At 65.5% G+C, this 17,043-nt stretch carries 20 protein-coding genes; 3 read left to right on the top strand and 17 right to left on the bottom strand.

All coding sequences use genetic code 11. The annotated features are described in order from the left end of the window. Positions 1-109: 109 nt before the first annotated feature. From AC27VE_RS27565 to AC27VE_RS27540, 6 genes are all read right to left on the bottom strand, one after another. The gene (locus tag AC27VE_RS27565) at positions 110-829 is read right to left on the bottom strand and encodes an ABC transporter ATP-binding protein (RefSeq protein WP_088591091.1); all 720 of its coding nucleotides are present in this window, start codon (positions 827-829) and stop codon (positions 110-112) included. Beyond that, entirely contained in the window at positions 822-1,586 is a 765-nt protein-coding gene (locus AC27VE_RS27560) for an ABC transporter ATP-binding protein (RefSeq protein WP_488705521.1), read from the bottom strand. Before AC27VE_RS27560 ends, AC27VE_RS27565 begins: the two co-directional genes overlap by 8 nt. Beyond that, complete coding sequence (locus tag AC27VE_RS27555; RefSeq protein WP_006227154.1) at positions 1,583-2,587, bottom strand: branched-chain amino acid ABC transporter permease; 1,005 nt, start codon at positions 2,585-2,587, stop codon at positions 1,583-1,585. Before AC27VE_RS27555 ends, AC27VE_RS27560 begins: the two co-directional genes overlap by 4 nt. Then, positions 2,584-3,486: a branched-chain amino acid ABC transporter permease gene (locus tag AC27VE_RS27550; protein WP_006227155.1), complete on the bottom strand. Its 903-nt coding sequence runs from the start codon at positions 3,484-3,486 to the stop codon at positions 2,584-2,586. Before AC27VE_RS27550 ends, AC27VE_RS27555 begins: the two co-directional genes overlap by 4 nt. A gap of 67 nt (positions 3,487-3,553) precedes the next feature. Further along, positions 3,554-4,768, bottom strand: a complete 1,215-nt coding sequence (locus tag AC27VE_RS27545) for an ABC transporter substrate-binding protein (RefSeq protein ID WP_488705520.1) — start codon at positions 4,766-4,768, stop codon at positions 3,554-3,556. Between the two features lie 80 nt (positions 4,769-4,848). Beyond that, complete coding sequence (locus tag AC27VE_RS27540; RefSeq protein ID WP_427960745.1) at positions 4,849-5,643, bottom strand: SDR family NAD(P)-dependent oxidoreductase; 795 nt, start codon at positions 5,641-5,643, stop codon at positions 4,849-4,851. 203 nt (positions 5,644-5,846) lie between these two features. Here AC27VE_RS27540 and AC27VE_RS27535 point away from each other — a divergent pair, with 203 nt between their 5' ends. After that, entirely contained in the window at positions 5,847-6,524 is a 678-nt protein-coding gene (locus tag AC27VE_RS27535) for a GntR family transcriptional regulator (RefSeq protein ID WP_006227158.1), read from the top strand. A 24-nt stretch (positions 6,525-6,548) separates the two neighbouring features. Here the strand turns inward: AC27VE_RS27535 and AC27VE_RS27530 are convergent, their stop codons facing one another. Both AC27VE_RS27530 and AC27VE_RS27525 read right to left on the bottom strand, forming a co-directional pair. Further along, positions 6,549-7,199, bottom strand: coding sequence for a carbonic anhydrase (locus AC27VE_RS27530; RefSeq protein WP_006227159.1), 651 nt, complete (start codon positions 7,197-7,199; stop codon positions 6,549-6,551). A gap of 383 nt (positions 7,200-7,582) precedes the next feature. Further along, positions 7,583-7,921, bottom strand: coding sequence for an FxLYD domain-containing protein (locus AC27VE_RS27525; RefSeq protein ID WP_006227160.1), 339 nt, complete (start codon positions 7,919-7,921; stop codon positions 7,583-7,585). Between the two features lie 396 nt (positions 7,922-8,317). Here AC27VE_RS27525 and AC27VE_RS27520 point away from each other — a divergent pair, with 396 nt between their 5' ends. Then, positions 8,318-8,650 carry a PsiF family protein gene (locus tag AC27VE_RS27520; RefSeq protein WP_488705519.1) on the top strand — a complete coding sequence of 111 codons (333 nt, stop codon included), beginning with the start codon at positions 8,318-8,320 and terminating at the stop codon, positions 8,648-8,650. A gap of 300 nt (positions 8,651-8,950) precedes the next feature. Here the strand turns inward: AC27VE_RS27520 and AC27VE_RS27515 are convergent, their stop codons facing one another. From AC27VE_RS27515 to AC27VE_RS27490, 6 genes are read right to left on the bottom strand one after another with little or no spacing between them, the layout of a single operon-like run. Continuing rightward, positions 8,951-9,991 (bottom strand): cyclase family protein, encoded by a 1,041-nt coding sequence (locus tag AC27VE_RS27515; protein ID WP_488705518.1) that lies wholly within the window; start codon positions 9,989-9,991, stop codon positions 8,951-8,953. 4 nt (positions 9,992-9,995) lie between these two features. Then, positions 9,996-10,775 carry a 3-oxoadipate enol-lactonase gene (gene pcaD / locus AC27VE_RS27510; RefSeq protein WP_488705517.1) on the bottom strand — a complete coding sequence of 260 codons (780 nt, stop codon included), beginning with the start codon at positions 10,773-10,775 and terminating at the stop codon, positions 9,996-9,998. A gap of 53 nt (positions 10,776-10,828) precedes the next feature. Beyond that, positions 10,829-11,125, bottom strand: a complete 297-nt coding sequence (locus AC27VE_RS27505) for a YciI family protein (RefSeq protein WP_006227164.1) — start codon at positions 11,123-11,125, stop codon at positions 10,829-10,831. Between the two features lie 16 nt (positions 11,126-11,141). Then, a complete protein-coding gene (gene catC, locus AC27VE_RS27500) occupies positions 11,142-11,417 on the bottom strand; it encodes a muconolactone Delta-isomerase (protein WP_006227165.1) in 276 nt (91 codons plus the stop codon). A gap of 60 nt (positions 11,418-11,477) precedes the next feature. After that, on the bottom strand, positions 11,478-12,122 hold the full coding sequence (locus tag AC27VE_RS27495) for a 3-oxoacid CoA-transferase subunit B (protein ID WP_006227166.1): 645 nt from the start codon (positions 12,120-12,122) through the stop codon (positions 11,478-11,480). Further along, positions 12,119-12,796, bottom strand: coding sequence for a 3-oxoacid CoA-transferase subunit A (locus AC27VE_RS27490; protein ID WP_006227167.1), 678 nt, complete (start codon positions 12,794-12,796; stop codon positions 12,119-12,121). The genes AC27VE_RS27495 and AC27VE_RS27490 overlap by 4 nt, the downstream gene beginning before the upstream one ends. Before the next feature lie 193 nt (positions 12,797-12,989). Here AC27VE_RS27490 and AC27VE_RS27485 point away from each other — a divergent pair, with 193 nt between their 5' ends. Further along, entirely contained in the window at positions 12,990-13,772 is a 783-nt protein-coding gene (locus AC27VE_RS27485) for an IclR family transcriptional regulator (protein ID WP_488705516.1), read from the top strand. Between the two features lie 53 nt (positions 13,773-13,825). Here AC27VE_RS27485 and AC27VE_RS27480 read toward each other — a convergent pair whose 3' ends face one another. From AC27VE_RS27480 to AC27VE_RS27470, 3 genes are all read right to left on the bottom strand, one after another. Further along, positions 13,826-14,554, bottom strand: a complete 729-nt coding sequence (locus AC27VE_RS27480) for an SDR family NAD(P)-dependent oxidoreductase (RefSeq protein ID WP_088591083.1) — start codon at positions 14,552-14,554, stop codon at positions 13,826-13,828. A gap of 35 nt (positions 14,555-14,589) precedes the next feature. After that, positions 14,590-15,930 carry a short-chain fatty acid transporter gene (locus AC27VE_RS27475; RefSeq protein WP_427960760.1) on the bottom strand — a complete coding sequence of 447 codons (1,341 nt, stop codon included), beginning with the start codon at positions 15,928-15,930 and terminating at the stop codon, positions 14,590-14,592. A 174-nt stretch (positions 15,931-16,104) separates the two neighbouring features. Then, entirely contained in the window at positions 16,105-17,040 is a 936-nt protein-coding gene (locus tag AC27VE_RS27470) for a 3-hydroxyacyl-CoA dehydrogenase family protein (RefSeq protein ID WP_427960761.1), read from the bottom strand. Positions 17,041-17,043 lie beyond the last annotated feature (3 nt).

Genomic DNA, 17,043 nt, shown 5'->3' with positions numbered 1-17,043 from the left:
CCTTGGCCGGCGAAGCCGTGCGCGATGGTGGCGCCCAGGCCGCGCCCGGCGCCGGTGACGAGGACCCGCTTGTCTTTGATGGATGTCATGGTCTGTCCTTCGCGGCGCGTCATGCGCCCAGATAGGCGCGCTGCACGCCTTCGTCGCTGGCAAGCATGGCGGATTCGCCCTCCAGCGCAATTTCGCCGTTCTCAAGGATGTAGGCGTAGCTGGAGACCGATAGCGCCAGTTTCACGTTCTGTTCCACCAGCAGGATGGTGATGCCCTGTTCGCGGTTCAGCCGCAGCACGATGTCGAAGATCTGTTCGACCACCAGCGGCGACAGCCCCATCGACGGCTCGTCCAGCAGGATCATGCGTGGCCGCGCCATCATTGCGCGGCCCGTCGCCAGCATCTGCTGTTCGCCGCCCGACAGCGTGGCGGCCTTTTGTTCGAAACGCTCGCGCAGGCGCGGGAAGGTGTCGCACACCATGTCCAGGTCCTGCTTCACCGCCGCACGGTCGCGGCGCAGGTAGGCGCCCATTTCCAGGTTTTCGCGCACGCTCATGTCGCGGAAGATTTCGCGGCCCTCCGGCACTTGCACGATGCCGCGGCCCACCACGGCGTCCGCCGGCAGCCGGTGTATGGCCTCGCCTGCGAAACGCACGCTGCCCGCCGTGGGTGCGACCAGGCGCGAGACCACGTTGAGCGTGGTGGACTTGCCCGCGCCGTTGGCGCCCAGCAGCGCGACGATGGCGCCTTGCGGCACTTTCAGCGATACGTCCTGCAATGCGCGGATATTGCCGTAGGCGGCCGAGACCGCATCGACTTCAAGAAGAATGTCAGCCACCTGCGGCTCCTTTGCCCAGATAGGCTTCGATCACGCGGGCGTTGCTGCGCACTTCCGCGGGCGTGCCTTCGGCGATCTTCTCGCCGAAGGACATGACGGTGATGCGGTCCGAAATCGACATCACCAGCTGCATGACGTGCTCCACCAGCAGCACGGTGATGCCATCGCGTTCGCACAGCTCGGTCAGCAGGCGGTCCAGCGTTTCGATCTCGCGGTTGCGCAGGCCTGCCGCCGGCTCGTCCAGCAGCAGCAGCTTGGGCGAAATCGCCAGCGCGCGCGCCAGCTCCAGCATCTTCTGGCGGCCGAAGTCCAGGCTGCACGCCGGTGTGTCCAGGAAATCGGCCAGACCGACGCGTTCCAGCAGATGCTCGACGCGCTCGCGCGCTTCGGCCGCCGCCGGGCGCAGCAGCTTTCCGGCGCGGTCCGCGCCGTGCGCATAGGTACCCAGCAGCGCGTTCTCACGCACGCTCAACGCGCCGAACAGCTCCAGGTTCTGAAATGTGCGGGCCACACCCAGCGCCGCCATTTCATGCGGCTTCTTCTTCGTGATGTCCGTGCCATTGAATTGGATGCTGCCGCTGCTGGGGCGGTAGTAGCGCGAGATGCAATTGAAGGTGGTGGATTTGCCGGCGCCGTTGGGGCCGATCAGCGCGTGGATGCGGCCGCGCTCCACTTGCATGGACAGACCGTTGATGGCGGTCAGGCCGCCGAACTTCACGGTCAGGCCCTGGACGTCCAGATAGGGTGGGTGGCTCATGCCGCGCTCCTTTGCGTGGCTTTGGCGGCGCCTGCGTCGGAACGCGAGGCCGCGGGTAGCGGGGCGGCCGGAGGCGGCGCACGGCGGCGCGCGTCGCGGCCGGCGAACAGGCCCTTGGGGGCGAACATCATGAAGCCCATCAGGATGACGCCGTAGATGATTTCCTGGAACGACAGCGCCTGGCGCAGCAGTTCAGAGATCAATCCGAATGCCAGCGCGCCCGCGATGGCGCCGCGTACCGAGCCGATGCCGCCCACCACCACCATCGTGAGGATCAGGATGGTGGTCTGGAAACCCAGGCTTTCCGGGTGGATGAACGACGCGAATGTGGTGTACATGCCCCCGGCGATCCCTGCATAGGCGGCCGATAGCGTGAAGGCGGTGCGCTTGATGGCGTTGACGTTCACGCCCATCGCCTGGGCCGCCACGTCGCTTTCCCGTACCGCGCGAAACGCCGATCCCAGTTGCGAGCGTGACAATGCGATGGTGGCCCACAGCAAGAGTGCGGCGATCAGCACGACAAAGGGATAGGCCTTCAGGTCGGAAACCAGTTCGTAGCCGAACAGCGTGGCCGGCGATATCCGGAAGCCGTTCGACCCGTTGGTGACCGACTGCCAGTTTAGAAACACCCACTGCATGGCCTCGCCGAACGCGAAGGTCGACAACGCCAGATAGATGTCGCGCATGCGCAGCGCCAGCGCGCCGATCAGGTAGCCGAGCGCGGCCGCCAGCAACCCGCCCGCGATGATCGAGATGAAGAACGGCGGATGCCACAGGTTGTTGATGAGACCCGCGGTGTAGATGCCCACGCCATAGAACGCGGCATGCGACAGCGCGAACTGCCCGGTTTCGCCGATGACCAGATGCAGGCCTAGCGCCAGCACGACGAAGACCATCAGCAGGTTGACGACATAGATGACATAGCCGCTGGCCAGGAAGGGCAGGGCCGCCAGCGTCACGGCCATCAGCGCCAGCAAGGTGCGATCGATCTTGTTGCTCATACTTTCTTCACCTGCAGTTTGCCGCCCAAGAGGCCTTGCGGACGCAGCAGCAGCACGACCATGATGGCCACGAACGGGGCAACCACGATGGCATTGGTCGAAATGAACAGCCCCACCAGGTTCTCGGCCACGCCGATCACGAAACCGCCCACCACCGCGCCGGGCAGGCTGGTGATGCCGCCCACGATGGCGGCGGCGTAGGCCAGGATGGCGATGTGGCCGATGTCCGGCGTGATGAGGATCTTGGGGGTGATCAGCAGCGCGGCCACGGCCGAGATCAGGCCGGACAGCGCCCACACCATCATGCGGATGCGGGTCAGGTTCACGCCCGTCAGCCGCGCGGCCTTGGGGTTCATGCCGACGGCACGCATGGCGCGGCCGACGCGGGTGTACGTGAACATCGCGAACAGCAGCAGCATGACGCCCACCGCCACCGCGAAGATCACGATGTCCAGTTGCGTCAGCACCGCGTCGCCGATGATGATGGCGTCGGTCGGGGCCAGCGGCGGGAGCGAGCGCGGCGTATCGCCCAGGCCCGTTTGCCGCACCAGGCCCTTCAGCGCATAGGCTAGCCCCAGCGTGGCGATGACCATCTGCACGCCCACGCCTTTGGAGGCGATGACGCGTTCCATCACGACACGCTGGAACAGGCCCGACACGAGGGCTACTGCGGCCAGCGTGACGGGGATGACAACCAGGTAGGGCCAGCCCATCACCAGCGTCAGGAACAGGGCGATGTAGCCGCCCACCATGAAGATCTCGCCCTGGGCGAAATTGGGTACGTCTGTTGTCTTGAAGATGATGACGACGGCGACGGCCAGCAGCGCGTACACGCTGCCCGTCACCAGTCCCGACAGCACCCCCTGCTGCAGGAACAACCAGAAATCGGCAAAGCTCATGATGTTCTCCGGCGGCCCGCGCGGTGCTGCGCCACGGCGCGGGCTCGGTCTGTGACAGGCCGCAGGCCTACTTCTGGTATTGCCAGACGCTCTTGAAGGCGCCGGGGATGAGCGTCATGCCGGTGCCGTCGAACTTGATGTAGATGGCGGATTCCTGCGCGGCGCGGTCGTTCGGACCAAACTCGATGGGGCCGGCCATGACGCCCGAATCGAACTTCATCGTTTCGAGCGCCTGCAAGACCTTTTCGCGCGTGGGTTGCGGGCCGGCGGCCTTCAGCGCGTTCACCACCGCCATCGCGGGCGGCAGGCCGTAGGGCATGTACGTCTGCGGATGGCCGGGCTTGGCGGCCAGGTCGGGGTAGGACTGCTTGTACATGTCGTACACCCAGGTCAGCTTGGGGCCGCCGGGCAAGTCGGACAGCACGTCCTGGATGTAGACGTTCTTGAAGGCGTCCTTGTTGCCTACGTTCTCCACCAACTGCTTCAGGTCGGCGGTGCCGTTCACGGCCAGCACGATGGGCTTGTTCCAGCCCAGTTCCTGCGCCTTCTTGATGATGAGGGCGGCGGGGCGGGCGTAGGTGGTCAGCAGCAGCACGTCGGGGTTGCCTGCGCGGATCTTCAGCATGGGCGCGGTGACGTCGGTGATGTTGGGATTCACCGACTGCACTTGCAGGCCCAGGTCGCCCAACTGCTTGGCCTGGGCTTGCGCTGCCTCGAGGTTCCAGCCGCCGTAGGCGTCGTCGTGGTTGATGTAGCCGATCTTCCTGGCTTTCAGGTGTTCGGACGCGAACTGCACCATGGAACCGCCCACGGCGTGTTGCGAGATCGAGAAGGCGCCGTAGATGTACTTGGACGGCGGGTACAGCGCGCCGTCGCCCGAGGCGTTCAGCATGACGAGCGGCACCTTCTCGCGTTCGACGTATTCGCGCGACGCCACGACCGCCGCCGAACACGAACCGCCGTTCAAGAGGAACACCTTGTCCTGCTCATTGAGCTTTTTCACCGCGGCGACCAGGTCATTGGCGTTGCAGCGGTCGTCTTCGATGACGAGTTCGATCTGGCGGCCGTGCACGCCGCCTTCCTTGTTGACCTTGGCGTACCACATCTTGGCGGCGTTCAACACGTCAAAGCCATAGGCCATGCCGCTGCCGGACAGCGGCGCGAACAGGCCGATCTTGATGGTCTTGTCCGTGATGCCCGGCTCTTGCTGCGCTTGCGCGCTGGTCGATAAGGCCCACGCGCACAGCGCCGCGGCGGCCGCGAAGCGACTACGTTGATTCATGATTTGTCTCCCGTCTTTTTGGAAAGCGCGCCTGTGTGTGCGGCGCTTTGCTGCATAGGCCGGCAGGCTGCCGGCACCCCTTACTGCATGCGGTAGCCGCCGTTCACGTCGATCACGCTGCCGGTGATGTAGCCGGCCTCTTCGGATGCCAGGAAGCGCACGGCGGCAGCCACGTCTTCCACGGTGCCGATGCGGCCCAGCGGGATCGCCTGCGCGGCGGCGGCCAGCGCGCCGCTGCTGGTGACCGTGCTGCGCAGCATGTCGGTGTCGATCAGGCCGGGCGCGATGCCGTTGACGGTGACGCCCAGGTGCGCGGATTCGCGCGCCATCGCTTTGGTCAGGCCCAGCACGGCGGATTTGGCGGCGATGTACGAGGCGCTGGAACGGTAGCCGCCCAACTGCGCGGCCACCGACGTGAAGGTGACGATGCGGCCATGCGCCAGCGGCGCGGCTTCACGCCGGCGCAGGTAGGCGCGGCCGCACAGGAAGACGCCGCGCGCGTTGACGGCAAAGCTGCGCTCCCAGATGTCCAGCGTGGTGTCCTTGATGAGCGGGCGCTCGCCGTCGGGTTGGAACAGCAGCAGCCCGGCGGCGCTGACCAGCACGGCGATCGGGCCGTGCTGCGCTTCAATGGCGTCGAATGCGCCTTCGACCGCGGCTTCATCGCTGACGTCGAAAGCGTGGGCGGCGTGCGGCGCACCCAGTTCATCGGCCACGCGGCGGGCGCGCACGGCGTCCACGTCCGACACCACGACACGGAATCCCGCGCGCGCCAGCTCCTGGCAGATCGTGGCGCCGATGCCCCCGCCGCCGCCGGTCACGAGCGCAAGACGGGAGGCCGCGCCAAGCGCGGGGGGCGTGGATACATTGGACATGCTGTCTCCTGATTGGCGTGCCGTCTGCCTGGGGAGGCAAGGCCGCTGATTTCAATTTTTTGCGATTATGTATACATGGAGTGGGCGCAGGTATAGGTGCTTACCCTGAGCATCGTTTGATGTAGGGCCTAGACACTAGGGAAAGCGCGTAGGACGCTGGTGAGAAAGTCGCCGCATGTATCCTTCATGTATACAATGCGGTCATGGACACGCTATCTCAACACGTTACCGATACGCTGCGGGACTGGGTGCTGCACGGCCAATTCAGCCCCGGCGCCCGTCTGGAAGAAATCCCGCTGGCCGAGAAACTGGGGGTGTCGCGCACGCCGGTGCGCGCCGCGCTGGCGACGCTGGGCAATGAAGGTCTGCTGGAGCATCTGCCCAAGCGCGGCTACACCGTGCGCGCCTATGACATCGGCGAGATCGTGGCGGCATACGAAGTGCGCGCCGCGCTGGAAGGGCTGGCCTGTCGGCAGGCGGCCTTGCGCGGGCTAAGCAACGACGCGGTGGCGGTATTGAAGAACTGCCTGGACGAGGGCGACCGGATCCTGGCGAAAGGGGTGCTGCTGGCCGAGGACCATTTGCCCTACCAGAAGGTGAACATCACCTTGCACAACGGCATCCTCGAGGCGGCGGGCAACCCGTGGGTCAAGCGCTTCGCTACGCAGGCGCAGGCCATCCCCTATGCGTCGGACCGCATCATCCTGTGGGAAGACCACGGCATCATCCTGCGCTCGCACGATGATCACCACCGGATCGTCAACGCGATCATCGCGCGTGACGGCGCGCGCGCCGAAGACCTGATGCGCGAACACGTCTACTACGCGGGGATCATCCTGAAGAACAACTACGAGCGGCTGGCGCAGGCTTACCGGGTGTAAGCGCAGCGCCGGCCGCGGCGGCGGTTAGCCGTTGATGCCGGTTTCCAGGCAAGGCTCGAATTCGCCGGTTTCCGGGTCGCGCAGGAACAGCACGCCCGTGGCCACGCCGAAGTAGGTGCCGTGCAGTTCCAGGTCGCCCTTTTCCACGCGGCGGCGGATGGACGGGAACGTCATCAGGTTGTTCAGGCTGTGTTCGACTACGGCCAGTTCCAGGCGCTTGAGCTTGGCTTGGCGGTCGCCGGAGCCGGGGCCCAGGCGTTCGGCCACGGGCTCGATCTGCGACATCCACTTGCCGATGAAGTCGCCCTTGGACAGGGGCTTGGCGTCGTCGAAGAACGAGCGGATGCCCCCGCAGGACGCGTGGCCCAGCACGACGATGTGCTTGACGTTCAACCCGTTGACCGCGAATTCGATCGCGGCGCTGGTGCCGTGATAGGACGATTCAGAGTCGGGCTCACAGGGCGGCACCAGGTTGGCGACGTTGCGCACCACGAACATCTCGCCCGGGCCGGCATCGAAGATCACTTCGGGGGACACGCGGGAATCGCAGCAGCCGATAAGCAGGATTTCCGGGCTTTGGCCCAGTTCGGCCAGTTTCTGATAGCGGCTGCTTTCCGAATGGAAACGGCCCTCCAGGAACGATTGATAGCCTTCGGTGAGTCTTTTTGGGAACATGATCTTCACTTCCTAGTAACAAGGCCAGGCCTGCTGGCACGCCGACAGACGCAATAAGGGGCTTCGTGTGGAAGCCCCTGTTATCGAGTCGACAAGCGGAATTTTCCCATATTTGACCCTACAACCCCCTGTCTAAACCCTGACTGCAGAAGGGTTTTTTTCCCCGTGAAGACAGAGCGCGCGCGTAGCGCGCGAAGCGTGGGGGCTAACCCCCCCGTCGCCGGGCCGCCCCAAGGCGGGGGAGCCCCCTTGGGGGGCACAGAGCGCGCATAGCGCGCGAAGCGTGGGGGCTAACACCCCCGCCGCCGGGCCGCCCCAAGGCGGGGGAGCCCCCTCGGGGGGCAGAGAGCGCGCATAGCGCGCGAAGCGTGGGGGCTAACACCCTATTGGGCTCGGATGTCCAGCACGGTGACACGGGTGAACTGCAGCGGCGTGATCGCCTTCACCAGCCGGATCTGTCCCGGCGCCATCGGGCCGATGACGTCGTCGTTTACCCGGCCCACTTCGCGCCCTTGCGCGTCATACAGCACAAAGGTCAGGACCGCGCTGGAGATGGGCCGGCCCGATTGATTGGCCAGCGACCCCGTGATGGTGGATACGTTCATGTTGATGTCGCGCACCGCCTGCACGTTGCCCAGGGTGACGCCGTAGGCCAGGCTTTGCGCGCCGGCGGCGCCGGACAGGCCGGCAAGCAAGACGAGAGAGGCAACGGCGAGTTTCATGGATGGTCTCCTGGGACGCTGGCGCCGGGGCGCCTGCTTGTCCGCGCCGCCGTCTTCGCCGCCCGCGTATCGCGCGGACAGCTGTATCTCACACCTTTCCGCAGCCGGGCACAACGGGTCAAAAGGATGAATGGGTAACAGGTTGCGCGGCATGTTCCCAGATTCGATGGGGGATGGCACAAATGCATCGGAATGTCTCTAGCTTGGGAGTTTCTGCTGTCGAAAAGCTGAACGAATCGGGCGCGGTTTCCTGGCTTTTCTTAACCTTTCCGCGCTTGCGAAGCCTGTCGCTTTGTTCGATGATGACCGGGCCGGCAAGTGGCCGGCAGATCGTGCCGCCCAGCGTCAAGCGCGTCCTTGCGCCAACCGGGCGCATAACGTTCAAGGGAGAAACTCATGCTTTCCCGTACTAGCCAGTTGGCCTCGGCCCTCGTGTTGTCCGCATGTTTTTTCGGCGCGTATGCGCAGACCCCCGCCGCTCCCGCGTCCGCCAAGACGCCCACGCCGCAACAGCAGCGCATGGCCGACTGCAACAAGTCGGCAACCGGCAAGACGGGCGACGATCGCAAGACCTACATGAGCAGCTGCCTGAAAGGCGAGGCCCCCGCGCCCGCCAAGCAACTGACGCCGCAGCAGCAGAAGATGAAGGACTGCAATGCCACGGCCGGCGAACAGAAGCTGACGGGCGACAAGCGCAAGACCTTCATGAGCACGTGCCTGAAGGGCTGACCAGTCTTGATGGGATCGTAGGATGGGTGAAGCGCGAGAAAAGCTGGGCAAAAACGCCAATATGCAGCGCGCGCAACCCATCAAGCGGCGGTGATTTCTTGGCAGTTACGGCCACAACGCGACCGCTGCCTGATGGGTTACGCGCGCTGCATCATCGAGTCCTTGCGTAAGGTCCCTCGCGCTCCACCCATCCTACGGATCGACGGTTTCCTAGCCCCCGTCCCTTTTCGACGGTTTCCCAGCCCCCCTCCCTTTTCGACGGCTTCACAAAAAAGCCCCCTTTCGGGGGCTTTGCGCATCCTAGACGGTAGCGATCGGCGTGACTGGGGAACCGATCGCGTGCGGCAGGCGCAGCGGCGGGGCGGTCAGCATGAAGTGATGGCGTCCGTTCGCATGCAGGAAGTCGGCCAGGTCTTTCAGATACCACAGCTCTGCCAGCGGCAGGCCCAGCTTGAAGAGGCAATGGTGGTGCAGCGGCAGCATGGCGCGCGGGCCGGTTTTCTCGCGGGCGGGGTAGGCCTCGACCGCATAGTTGTCGGCGCAGATGGCGGCGATGCCGCTATCCGTAATCCATTGCAGGAGCGCGGCATCGGTGCCGTCCAGCGCGGCGCCGTAGGTGTGCAGCACCTCGGGGTCCGGCGTGCCGTTCATGGCGACGACGGCCTCGGCGTAGCCGGTGCGCAGCACCAGCATGTCGCCGCGCTCGACCGTGATGCCGTCCGTCTCCAGCACGTGCATCAGTTCGGCGTGGCCGATCAGCGTGCGGCCGGGCCCGTAGTGGCGGAACAGGTCCACCAGCACGCCGCGTCCTTGCATGCCTTTCTGCGCCAGGTTCTCCACGCCCAGCTTCAGCGCGGCCGACGGGCCGCCGCTGTTGCAGCCGCAACCCGTGTGGTCGCCATCGGCCGGGCCGACGACGTCCACGCCGGCCTGGAAGCCGTTGTAGTAGCGCAGTTCGGGCTTGCCATCGCCGTCGGCGTCAAACAGCGCACCCACGTGCGCCAGCGCGTCCCACTGGGTGGAGTACTGCATGGACAGCAGCACCTGGTCGTCGCTCAGCACGTCCACCGCATCCGGGTTGACGTTCTTCAGCGGGAAGTTCAGGTAGGGCGTGTCCGCCAGCCGGGTGGGGCTGAGTTGCGGCGGGTGGCGGCGCGGGTTGAGCACGTTGCCGCCGGGCAGGTCCAGCGGCAGCGACAGGCAGAACGTCTTGCCGGCGCGGATTTCGCGCGCGCCCTTCAAGACCTGTTCTTCGGTGATGAAGTTCAGGCGGCCAAGTTGGTCGTCGGGTCCGAAGTCGCCCCAGTTGGAGCCTTCGGGCCGGTGTTTCCAGCGCTGCATGCGGTTACTCCGTCAGGAAGTCGACGACCGCGCGGGTGAAGGCTTCCGGTTGCTCCCAGTTCGAGATGTGGGAGGTGTTCAGTTCGACATAGCGGGCGCCCGTGATGGCGGCGGCCAGCTCTTTGCCTTGGGCGGGCGTGGCGGCCAGGTCGTGCGTGCTGCTGATGACGAGCGTGGGCGCGGCGATGGCTGAGACCTGCGGGCGGTAGTCGGCGTCGCGCAGGGCGGCGCAGTTGGCCGAATAGCCGGCGTCCGGCGTGCGGCGCAGCATGTCGATCAGCACTTGCGTCAGGCCCGGTTCGGCGGCGCGGTAGTCGTCGGTCAGCCAGCGCTCGACGAGCGTGGGGGCCATTTTTTCCAGGGTCTGCTCGGCGACTGCGCCGATGCGCGTGCTCCAGCCTTCGGCCGAGCCGATGCGCGCTGCGGTGTTGCACAGGATCAGCTTGGAGACGAGCTGCGGGTGCGCCAGCGCCAGCGCGATGCCGGTGGGGCCGCCCATCGACAGACCGCAGAAGTGGGCGCGTTTGATGCCCAGGTGCGCCAGCAGTTCGGCGACGTCGCCTGCCAGTTGTTCGAAGGTGTATTCACCGTCGGGGATCGAGGACTTGCCGTGGCCACGGGTGTCGTAGCGCAGCACGCGGAAGTGCTTGGTCAGTTCGGAGATCTGGCGGGCCCACATGTCGGAGCAGGTGCCCAGCGAATTGGAGAGCACCAGCACCGGCGCGTCGGCCGGGCCATCGATGACGTAGAACAGCCGTGCCTGGCTGAGTTCGGCGTAAGCCATGTGGGATTACCTCGGATGAAGCCGCGGCCGCGCAAAGGGCGGCCGCTTCGGGATTACAGGTAGCAGGTGCCGTCGACGTAGGCTTTGCGCCAGCGCGTGATGGTCACGCGGTCGAAGAGCTTGGCTTGCGAAAACGGGTCGGCGTCGATGAACTGCTGCGCGGCTTCGCGCGTGTCCAGGTCAACGATGTACAGGCCGCCGCCGGCATCCTTGCCGTCGTCCTGCAGCTTGGCGCCGCACGCCAGCAGCAACTGCTTGTTGGCGTCCAGGTATTCCAGGTGCGCCGCGCGATGCTGTTGGCGCACTTCCTGGTGGTTGGGCTTATCGAACGTTTCGATGATGTAGGGCATGGGAACTCCTGTCGTTTCAGATGGCCGACGGGTGGCGCGCCAGCGCCGTGACGTTGATGTCCATGTACGGGAACAGCGGCAGGGAGGCCAGCAGCGTGTGCAGTTCGTCGTTGCTTTCCACGTCGAAGATGCTGACGTTGGCATAGCGGCCGACCACGCGCCACAACTCCTTCCACTTGCCGTCGCGCTGCAGTTGCTGCGCCAGGGCCTTTTCGTCGGCCTTGAGCTTGTCGGCGCGTTCGGCCGGCATGTCGACGGGCAGATTGACTTGCATTTGAACCATGAACAACATGATGGACTCTCCAGAGAGGCCGCCCCGGCATCAGCCACGGGCGGCGTATCGGCAAAAAAATCAGGCGGAAAACTTCAGCGGCAGGCCGGTCAGGGCCAGCAGCTCGTCGGCGGTGACGTCGCCGAACATGTCGATGACGGTCACGCCGTCTGCGCGGATGTCGAACACCGCCACGTCCGTGTACACGCGCGACACGCAGCGCACGCCGGTCAGCGGGTAGGTGCAGGCTTCGACCAGCTTGCTCTGGCCTTCGCGGGTCTGCAGTTCCATCATCACGAAGACGTCCTTGGCGCCGATGGCCAGGTCCATCGCGCCGCCCACGGCGGGGATGGCATCCGGCGCACCCGTGTGCCAGTTGGCCAGGTCGCCGTGCTGCGACACCTGGAAGGCGCCCAGCACGCAGATGTCCAGGTGGCCGCCGCGCATCATGGCGAACGAATCAGCGTGATGGAAGAATGAGCAGCCGGGCAGTTCGGTGACGGGCTGCTTGCCGGCGTTGATCAGGTCGTAGTCTTCCTCGCCCTTGGCGGGGGCGGGGCCCATGCCCAGCATGCCGTTTTCGGTATGCAGGATGACTTCGCGGTCGGCCGGCAAGTGGTTGGCGACGAGCGTGGGCAGGCCGATGCCCAGGTTGACGTAGGCGCCTTCAGGGATGTCCTGCGCGACGCGGGCGGCGATCTGGTCGCGGGTCAGTTTGGTGCTCATTGCTGCTCCTTGGCGTCGATCTGCACGACGCGCTGCACGAAGATGCCGGGGGTGACGACGGTTTCGGGGTCCAGCGTGCCCAGCTCGACCACTTCACGCACCTGCGCCACGGCCACGCGCGCGGCGCTGGCCATGATGGGGCCGAAGTTGCGGGCGGTCTTGCGGTAGACCAGGTTGCCCCAGCGGTCGCCGCGTTCGGCCTTGATCAGCGCGTAGTCGGCGTGCAGGGGGTATTCCAGCACGTAGTGGCGGCCGTTGATTTCGCGGACTTCCTTGCCGTCGGCCAGCGGGGTGCCGTAGCCGGTGGGCGAGAAGAACGCGCCGATGCCGGCGCCGGCGGCGCGGATGCGCTCGGCCAGGTTGCCTTGGGGCACCAGTTCCAGTTCGATCTTGCCGCTGCGGTACAGGCCGTCAAAGATCTGCGAGTCCACCTGGCGGGGGAACGAGCAGATGATCTTGCGCACGCGGTTCGCGCCCAGCAAGGCGGCAAGGCCCGTGGTGCCGTTGCCGGCGTTGTTGTTGATGATGACCAGGTCTTTCGCGCCCTGTTCGAGCAGGGCGTCGATCAATTCCATGGGCTGGCCGGCAGTGCCGAAGCCGCCGATCATGACGGTGGCGCCGTCGGGTACGTCCGCCAGGGCGGCCGCCGCGCTTGCAACAAGCTTAGAGATCATGATGTTCGCTCATAGGTGGCGTGTCATAATTTGTTCTTCATTAGAACTTTCGTTCTTCTGAAGAACATCGTTTCATGGGGACTGCATAGCGTCAAGGCGAGCCAGCGCGGTGCAATCTCCATCGTTTTGCGTTGCCTTTGAGAGCAACGGACGGCTCGCCAGCGGCGAGCTTTTTTCTCGTGAGACCGGACGGATGGCGGAGCTTGACACCCAGCAACCCAGCGACAGTTACGTGCAATCGTTCGCGCGTGGCCTGTCGGTGATCCGGGCCTTCGGCCCGAACCGTTCGCAGATGACGCTGTCCGAAGTGGCGGCCGTCACGGGGCTGACCCGCGCCGGTGCGCGCCGCATCCTGCTGACCCTGGAACATCTGGGCTACGTCACCGTCGAGGACCGCAAATTCGCGCTCACGCCGCGCATCCTGGAGCTGGGCTACGCCTACCTGTCGGGCACGCCGCTGTGGAACCTGGCGCTGCCCTACATGGAAGAAGTGGCCGAGCTCACGCGCGAGTCCTGCTCCGTGTCCGTGCTGGAAGGCGCGGACATCGTCTACATCCTGCGCCTGTCCACGCACAAGGTCATGACCATCAACCTGGCCGTGGGCAGCCGCCTGCCGGCCTGGGTGACGTCGATGGGCCGCGTGCTGCTGGCCGGTTTGCCGGAGGCCGAACTGGACCGGGTGCTGGCCCTGAGCCAGATCCGGCCCTACACCGCCGACACCGTGACCGACATCGCCGAACTCAAGCGCGTGCTGGCTGGCGTGCGCGCCGACGGCTATGCCTGCGTGGCCCAGGAACTGGAGCCGGGCCTGCAGTCGGTGGCGGTGCCCATCATCGACCGCAGCGGCCGGGTGATCGCCGCGATGAACGTCAGCGGGCATTCCAACCGCTTCTCGCGCGAGGCCATGCTGGAGGCGTTCCTGCCGCCCTTGCGCCACGCCGCCGACCAGATCAACCACGCGCTGCTGCGCCGCTAGGCGAACCGGGCGGCACGGCAGGAGGCGGGGCTGGGCGGGCATGGCGGCCGGGCTCAGATCGGGGCGACGCCCAGCGTCGTGCCGCCGCACACGTACAGCATCTGGCCGGTCACGAAACCATTGTCGGGCGACAGGAAGAACATGGCGGCGCGCGCCACGTCTTCCGGCGTGCCCAGGCGCTTGACGACGATGCTGTTGATGATGCGTTCGGTCTGCGGGGCGCCGGCCGGGTTGCTCTTGGTGAAGAGGTCGGTCGCGATGGGGCCGGGGCCGATGGCGTTGACGGTGATGCCGTCGCCGCCCAGTTCCATGGCGAGCGTGCGGGTCAGGCCCACCAGGCCGGCCTTGGTGGCCGAATAGACCACGCGGTCCGGCTTGCCCAATGCGGCGCGCGACGACATGTTCACGATGCGGCCGAAGCCGGCTTCGCGCATGGCGGGCAGCGCGGCCTGCACCAGAATCAGCGCGGTGCGCAGATGCAGGTTCACCACATAGTCCAGATCCGCCAGCGTGGCCGTGTCGGCCGTGCCGGGGCGCGTCGCGCCCGCGTTGTTCACCAGGCCCACGATGTTGTAGGCGGCGGTGACTTCGCCGGCGACTTCCTTGGTGCGTGCTTCGTCGGTCAGGTCGGCCTGATACGAGACCAACCCGGCCGGCGGATTCTCGGGCAGGCGGTAGTCGATGTTGACCACCTTGTGGCCCGCATCCAGCAGCATGCGGATGATGGCGGCGCCAATCCCGGCGCTGCCGCCGGTGACGAGATACGCAGTCGGTTTGCTCATATCAGTTCCTGTCTGTTCGATGAATACGCGGGCAATCAGTGCGTGGCGTAGCCCCAGGCCAGCACGGCGGTGATGTGGATCACGCCGACCCACAGCATCATGATGACGGTATAGCCCATCACGTCACGCAGCTTGAGTTTCGACAAGGCCAGCGCCGGCAGGATCCAGAAGGGCTGCACCAGGTCGTTCCAGGCGTTGCCCAGCATGACGGCCATGGTCGTCTGGTTCAGCGCGCTGCCGATTTCCTTGGCCGCGTCGATCATGAACGGACCCTGGATGACCCAGTGGCCGCCGGCAGACGGGGCGAAGAAGTTGATGAAGAACGAACTGATCAGGCCCCAGAACGGCAGGGTTGCCGGCGTGGCGAAGTCCACGAACACCTGCGAGATCGACGTCACCAGGCCGGAGGCGGCCATGATGGCCATGATGCCGGCGTAGAACGGATATTGCAGGATGATCCCGGAGATCGTCTTGATGCCTTCGGTCAGCTTGGCCACGTAGGCGGCCGGCGTGCCCAGCAGGATGATGCCCAGGAACAGGATGATGAAGTTGATCAGGTTCAGGTCCAGCGAACCGCCGTCCATGAAGTGGAACGTCACGTAGGCGATGCCCAGCGCGCCGATCAGCATGGAGAGGATACGGCTGTTGTTCAGCTTCGAGGCGATGGTGCCCTTTTCCAGCATGTCTTCGACGGCGCTGGATGCATTGGCGTCGCGGTCGATGCCCGGGTCCACTTCAACGATCTTCTCGCCCTTCTTGGGGTGCAGCCAGGCGTTGAGCAGCGGCAGCGTGATGATGATGACCAGGCTGGTGATCAGCATGGGTACCGAGAAGATGGTTTCCGACAGCGGGATGGTGCCCATCTGCTTGGAGGTGGGGTGGCCGGGAGTGGCGACCAGCACCGGGATGCTGGCGGACAGGCCCAGGCCGTACATCGTGAAGCCGCTATAGGCCGCGGCGATGATCAGCGGGTAGTGCACGCCCTTGACCTTCAGCGCCAGCTTCTTGGCGACGATGCCGCCGATGACCAGACCGAAGCCCCAGTTCAGGTAGCTGCCCACGCCGCCGACCAGCGTCGCGACGATGATGGCGGTATGCGGACGGTGCACGTGGCTGACGATGCGGTTGAGCAGGCGGTCGGTCAGCGGCGCGGTGGCCAGCACGTAGCCCATGGCCAGGATCACGGCCATCTGGGTGGTGAAGGCCAAGAGGCTCCAGAAACCCTTGCCCCAGGCGCGGGTGACGTCGCCGATGCTCTGGCCTTCGATGCCCATGGCAAGCAGCACGGTCAACAGGGTCAGCGCGATCGCGAAAACGAAAGGATCGGGCAGATACTTGCGCATCAGCTCGGTAAAGAATGAAGCGAGTTTATTCATGGTGCCTCCAACAACTCCGTAGGCGGGTTCTCTAGTGTCTTGCCTCGCCCACTACCGGGTGGCGGTGCGGGTGGGAGCGACGTCTGGTTTTCTTTGTGTGGTGGGCTCGTGGCCCGTCGGCGCGGTTGGCGGTTGCCCCCGCGCCTTATCTGTTGTGAATTCGTATGGGCGCCGTCAGGCGTCGCCGGCCTTGCTGTTGAGCCATGCGGCCAGTTCGCCCAGCGTGGCGCTTTTCTCGCGCAGTACGCGTTCGCGGCGTTCGGGGCTCCAGGTGTAGAAGCCCTGACCGCTCTTGGCGCCGATCTGCCCGCTTTCGACCTTGCTCTTGAGCAGGTCGGACGGCTCAGTCCGGTTTTCCAGGTCTTTGTAGAGATAGCTGGCGATCGCGTAGTGCACGTCGATGCCGTTCATGTCGCGCTGCTCCAGCGGGCCGGACAATGCCAGGCGCAGCCCGAGGCTCCACTTGACCACTTCGTCGATGTCTTCGGCGCTGGCCACGCCCTTTTCCAAAAGCGAGATCGCTTCGCGGGCCAGCGCGTGCTGGATGCGGTTGGCGATAAAGCCGGGGATGTCCTGGCGCACCAGCACGGGCCGCTTGCCGCCGAAACGCAGCGTGGCCATGACCTGGGCGACGGTGGCCTCCGAGGTGTCGTCGTTGCGCACGACTTCGACCAGCGGGATGACGTCGGCAGGGGTGAAGAAGTGGGTGCCCACGAAGCGGTCGCGGCGCGCGACGGCGCTGGCGATGGCGTTGATGGACAGGCCCGAGGTGTTGGTGGCGAACAGCGTGTGCGCCGGGCACAGGGCGTCAAGCTTGGCGAAGATGCCGCGCTTGAGCTCCAGGTTTTCCGGTACGGCTTCGATGACAAGGTCGCAGCTGGCGGCGGCGTCCAGGCTGGGCTCGAAGCGGATGCGGCCGATCGCGGCTTGAACGTTGTCCGGGGCGTAGACGTTCAATTGGCGTTCGATGGTCTTCAAGGCGCGGGCAAGGGCGCCTTCCATCGGATCGATCAGGACGATGTCGAGTCCCTTCGAGGCGAATAGCGCGGCGATGCCGCTGCCCATGGCGCCTGCGCCGATGACGGCGAGATTCTTGAGGGGAGTATCCATGAT

Source organism: Achromobacter sp. 18P8.1.1, from assembly GCF_057799415.1.
The sequence above is the reverse complement of the archived record's forward strand: the minus strand, read 5'-3'. Positions and strand labels throughout refer to the sequence as shown.

Coding starts and splice junctions, on each gene's coding strand:
- AC27VE_RS27540 (WP_427960745.1), bottom strand. CDS start 5,643: ATGTCCAATGTATCCACGCCCCCCGCGCTTGGCGCGGCCTCCCGTCTT.
- AC27VE_RS27550 (WP_006227155.1), bottom strand. CDS start 3,486: ATGAGCTTTGCCGATTTCTGGTTGTTCCTGCAGCAGGGGGTGCTGTCG.
- AC27VE_RS27530 (WP_006227159.1), bottom strand. CDS start 7,199: ATGTTCCCAAAAAGACTCACCGAAGGCTATCAATCGTTCCTGGAGGGC.
- AC27VE_RS27545 (WP_488705520.1), bottom strand. CDS start 4,768: ATGAATCAACGTAGTCGCTTCGCGGCCGCCGCGGCGCTGTGCGCGTGG.
- pcaD (WP_488705517.1), bottom strand. CDS start 10,775: ATGGCTTACGCCGAACTCAGCCAGGCACGGCTGTTCTACGTCATCGAT.
- AC27VE_RS27505 (WP_006227164.1), bottom strand. CDS start 11,125: ATGCCCTACATCATCGAAACGTTCGATAAGCCCAACCACCAGGAAGTG.
- AC27VE_RS27470 (WP_427960761.1), bottom strand. CDS start 17,040: ATGGATACTCCCCTCAAGAATCTCGCCGTCATCGGCGCAGGCGCCATG.
- AC27VE_RS27535 (WP_006227158.1), top strand. CDS start 5,847: ATGGACACGCTATCTCAACACGTTACCGATACGCTGCGGGACTGGGTG.
- AC27VE_RS27490 (WP_006227167.1), bottom strand. CDS start 12,796: ATGATCTCTAAGCTTGTTGCAAGCGCGGCGGCCGCCCTGGCGGACGTA.
- AC27VE_RS27495 (WP_006227166.1), bottom strand. CDS start 12,122: ATGAGCACCAAACTGACCCGCGACCAGATCGCCGCCCGCGTCGCGCAG.
- AC27VE_RS27480 (WP_088591083.1), bottom strand. CDS start 14,554: ATGAGCAAACCGACTGCGTATCTCGTCACCGGCGGCAGCGCCGGGATT.
- AC27VE_RS27515 (WP_488705518.1), bottom strand. CDS start 9,991: ATGCAGCGCTGGAAACACCGGCCCGAAGGCTCCAACTGGGGCGACTTC.
- AC27VE_RS27555 (WP_006227154.1), bottom strand. CDS start 2,587: ATGAGCAACAAGATCGATCGCACCTTGCTGGCGCTGATGGCCGTGACG.
- AC27VE_RS27560 (WP_488705521.1), bottom strand. CDS start 1,586: ATGAGCCACCCACCCTATCTGGACGTCCAGGGCCTGACCGTGAAGTTC.
- AC27VE_RS27520 (WP_488705519.1), top strand. CDS start 8,318: ATGCTTTCCCGTACTAGCCAGTTGGCCTCGGCCCTCGTGTTGTCCGCA.
- catC (WP_006227165.1), bottom strand. CDS start 11,417: ATGTTGTTCATGGTTCAAATGCAAGTCAATCTGCCCGTCGACATGCCG.
- AC27VE_RS27485 (WP_488705516.1), top strand. CDS start 12,990: ATGGCGGAGCTTGACACCCAGCAACCCAGCGACAGTTACGTGCAATCG.
- AC27VE_RS27475 (WP_427960760.1), bottom strand. CDS start 15,930: ATGAATAAACTCGCTTCATTCTTTACCGAGCTGATGCGCAAGTATCTG.
- AC27VE_RS27525 (WP_006227160.1), bottom strand. CDS start 7,921: ATGAAACTCGCCGTTGCCTCTCTCGTCTTGCTTGCCGGCCTGTCCGGC.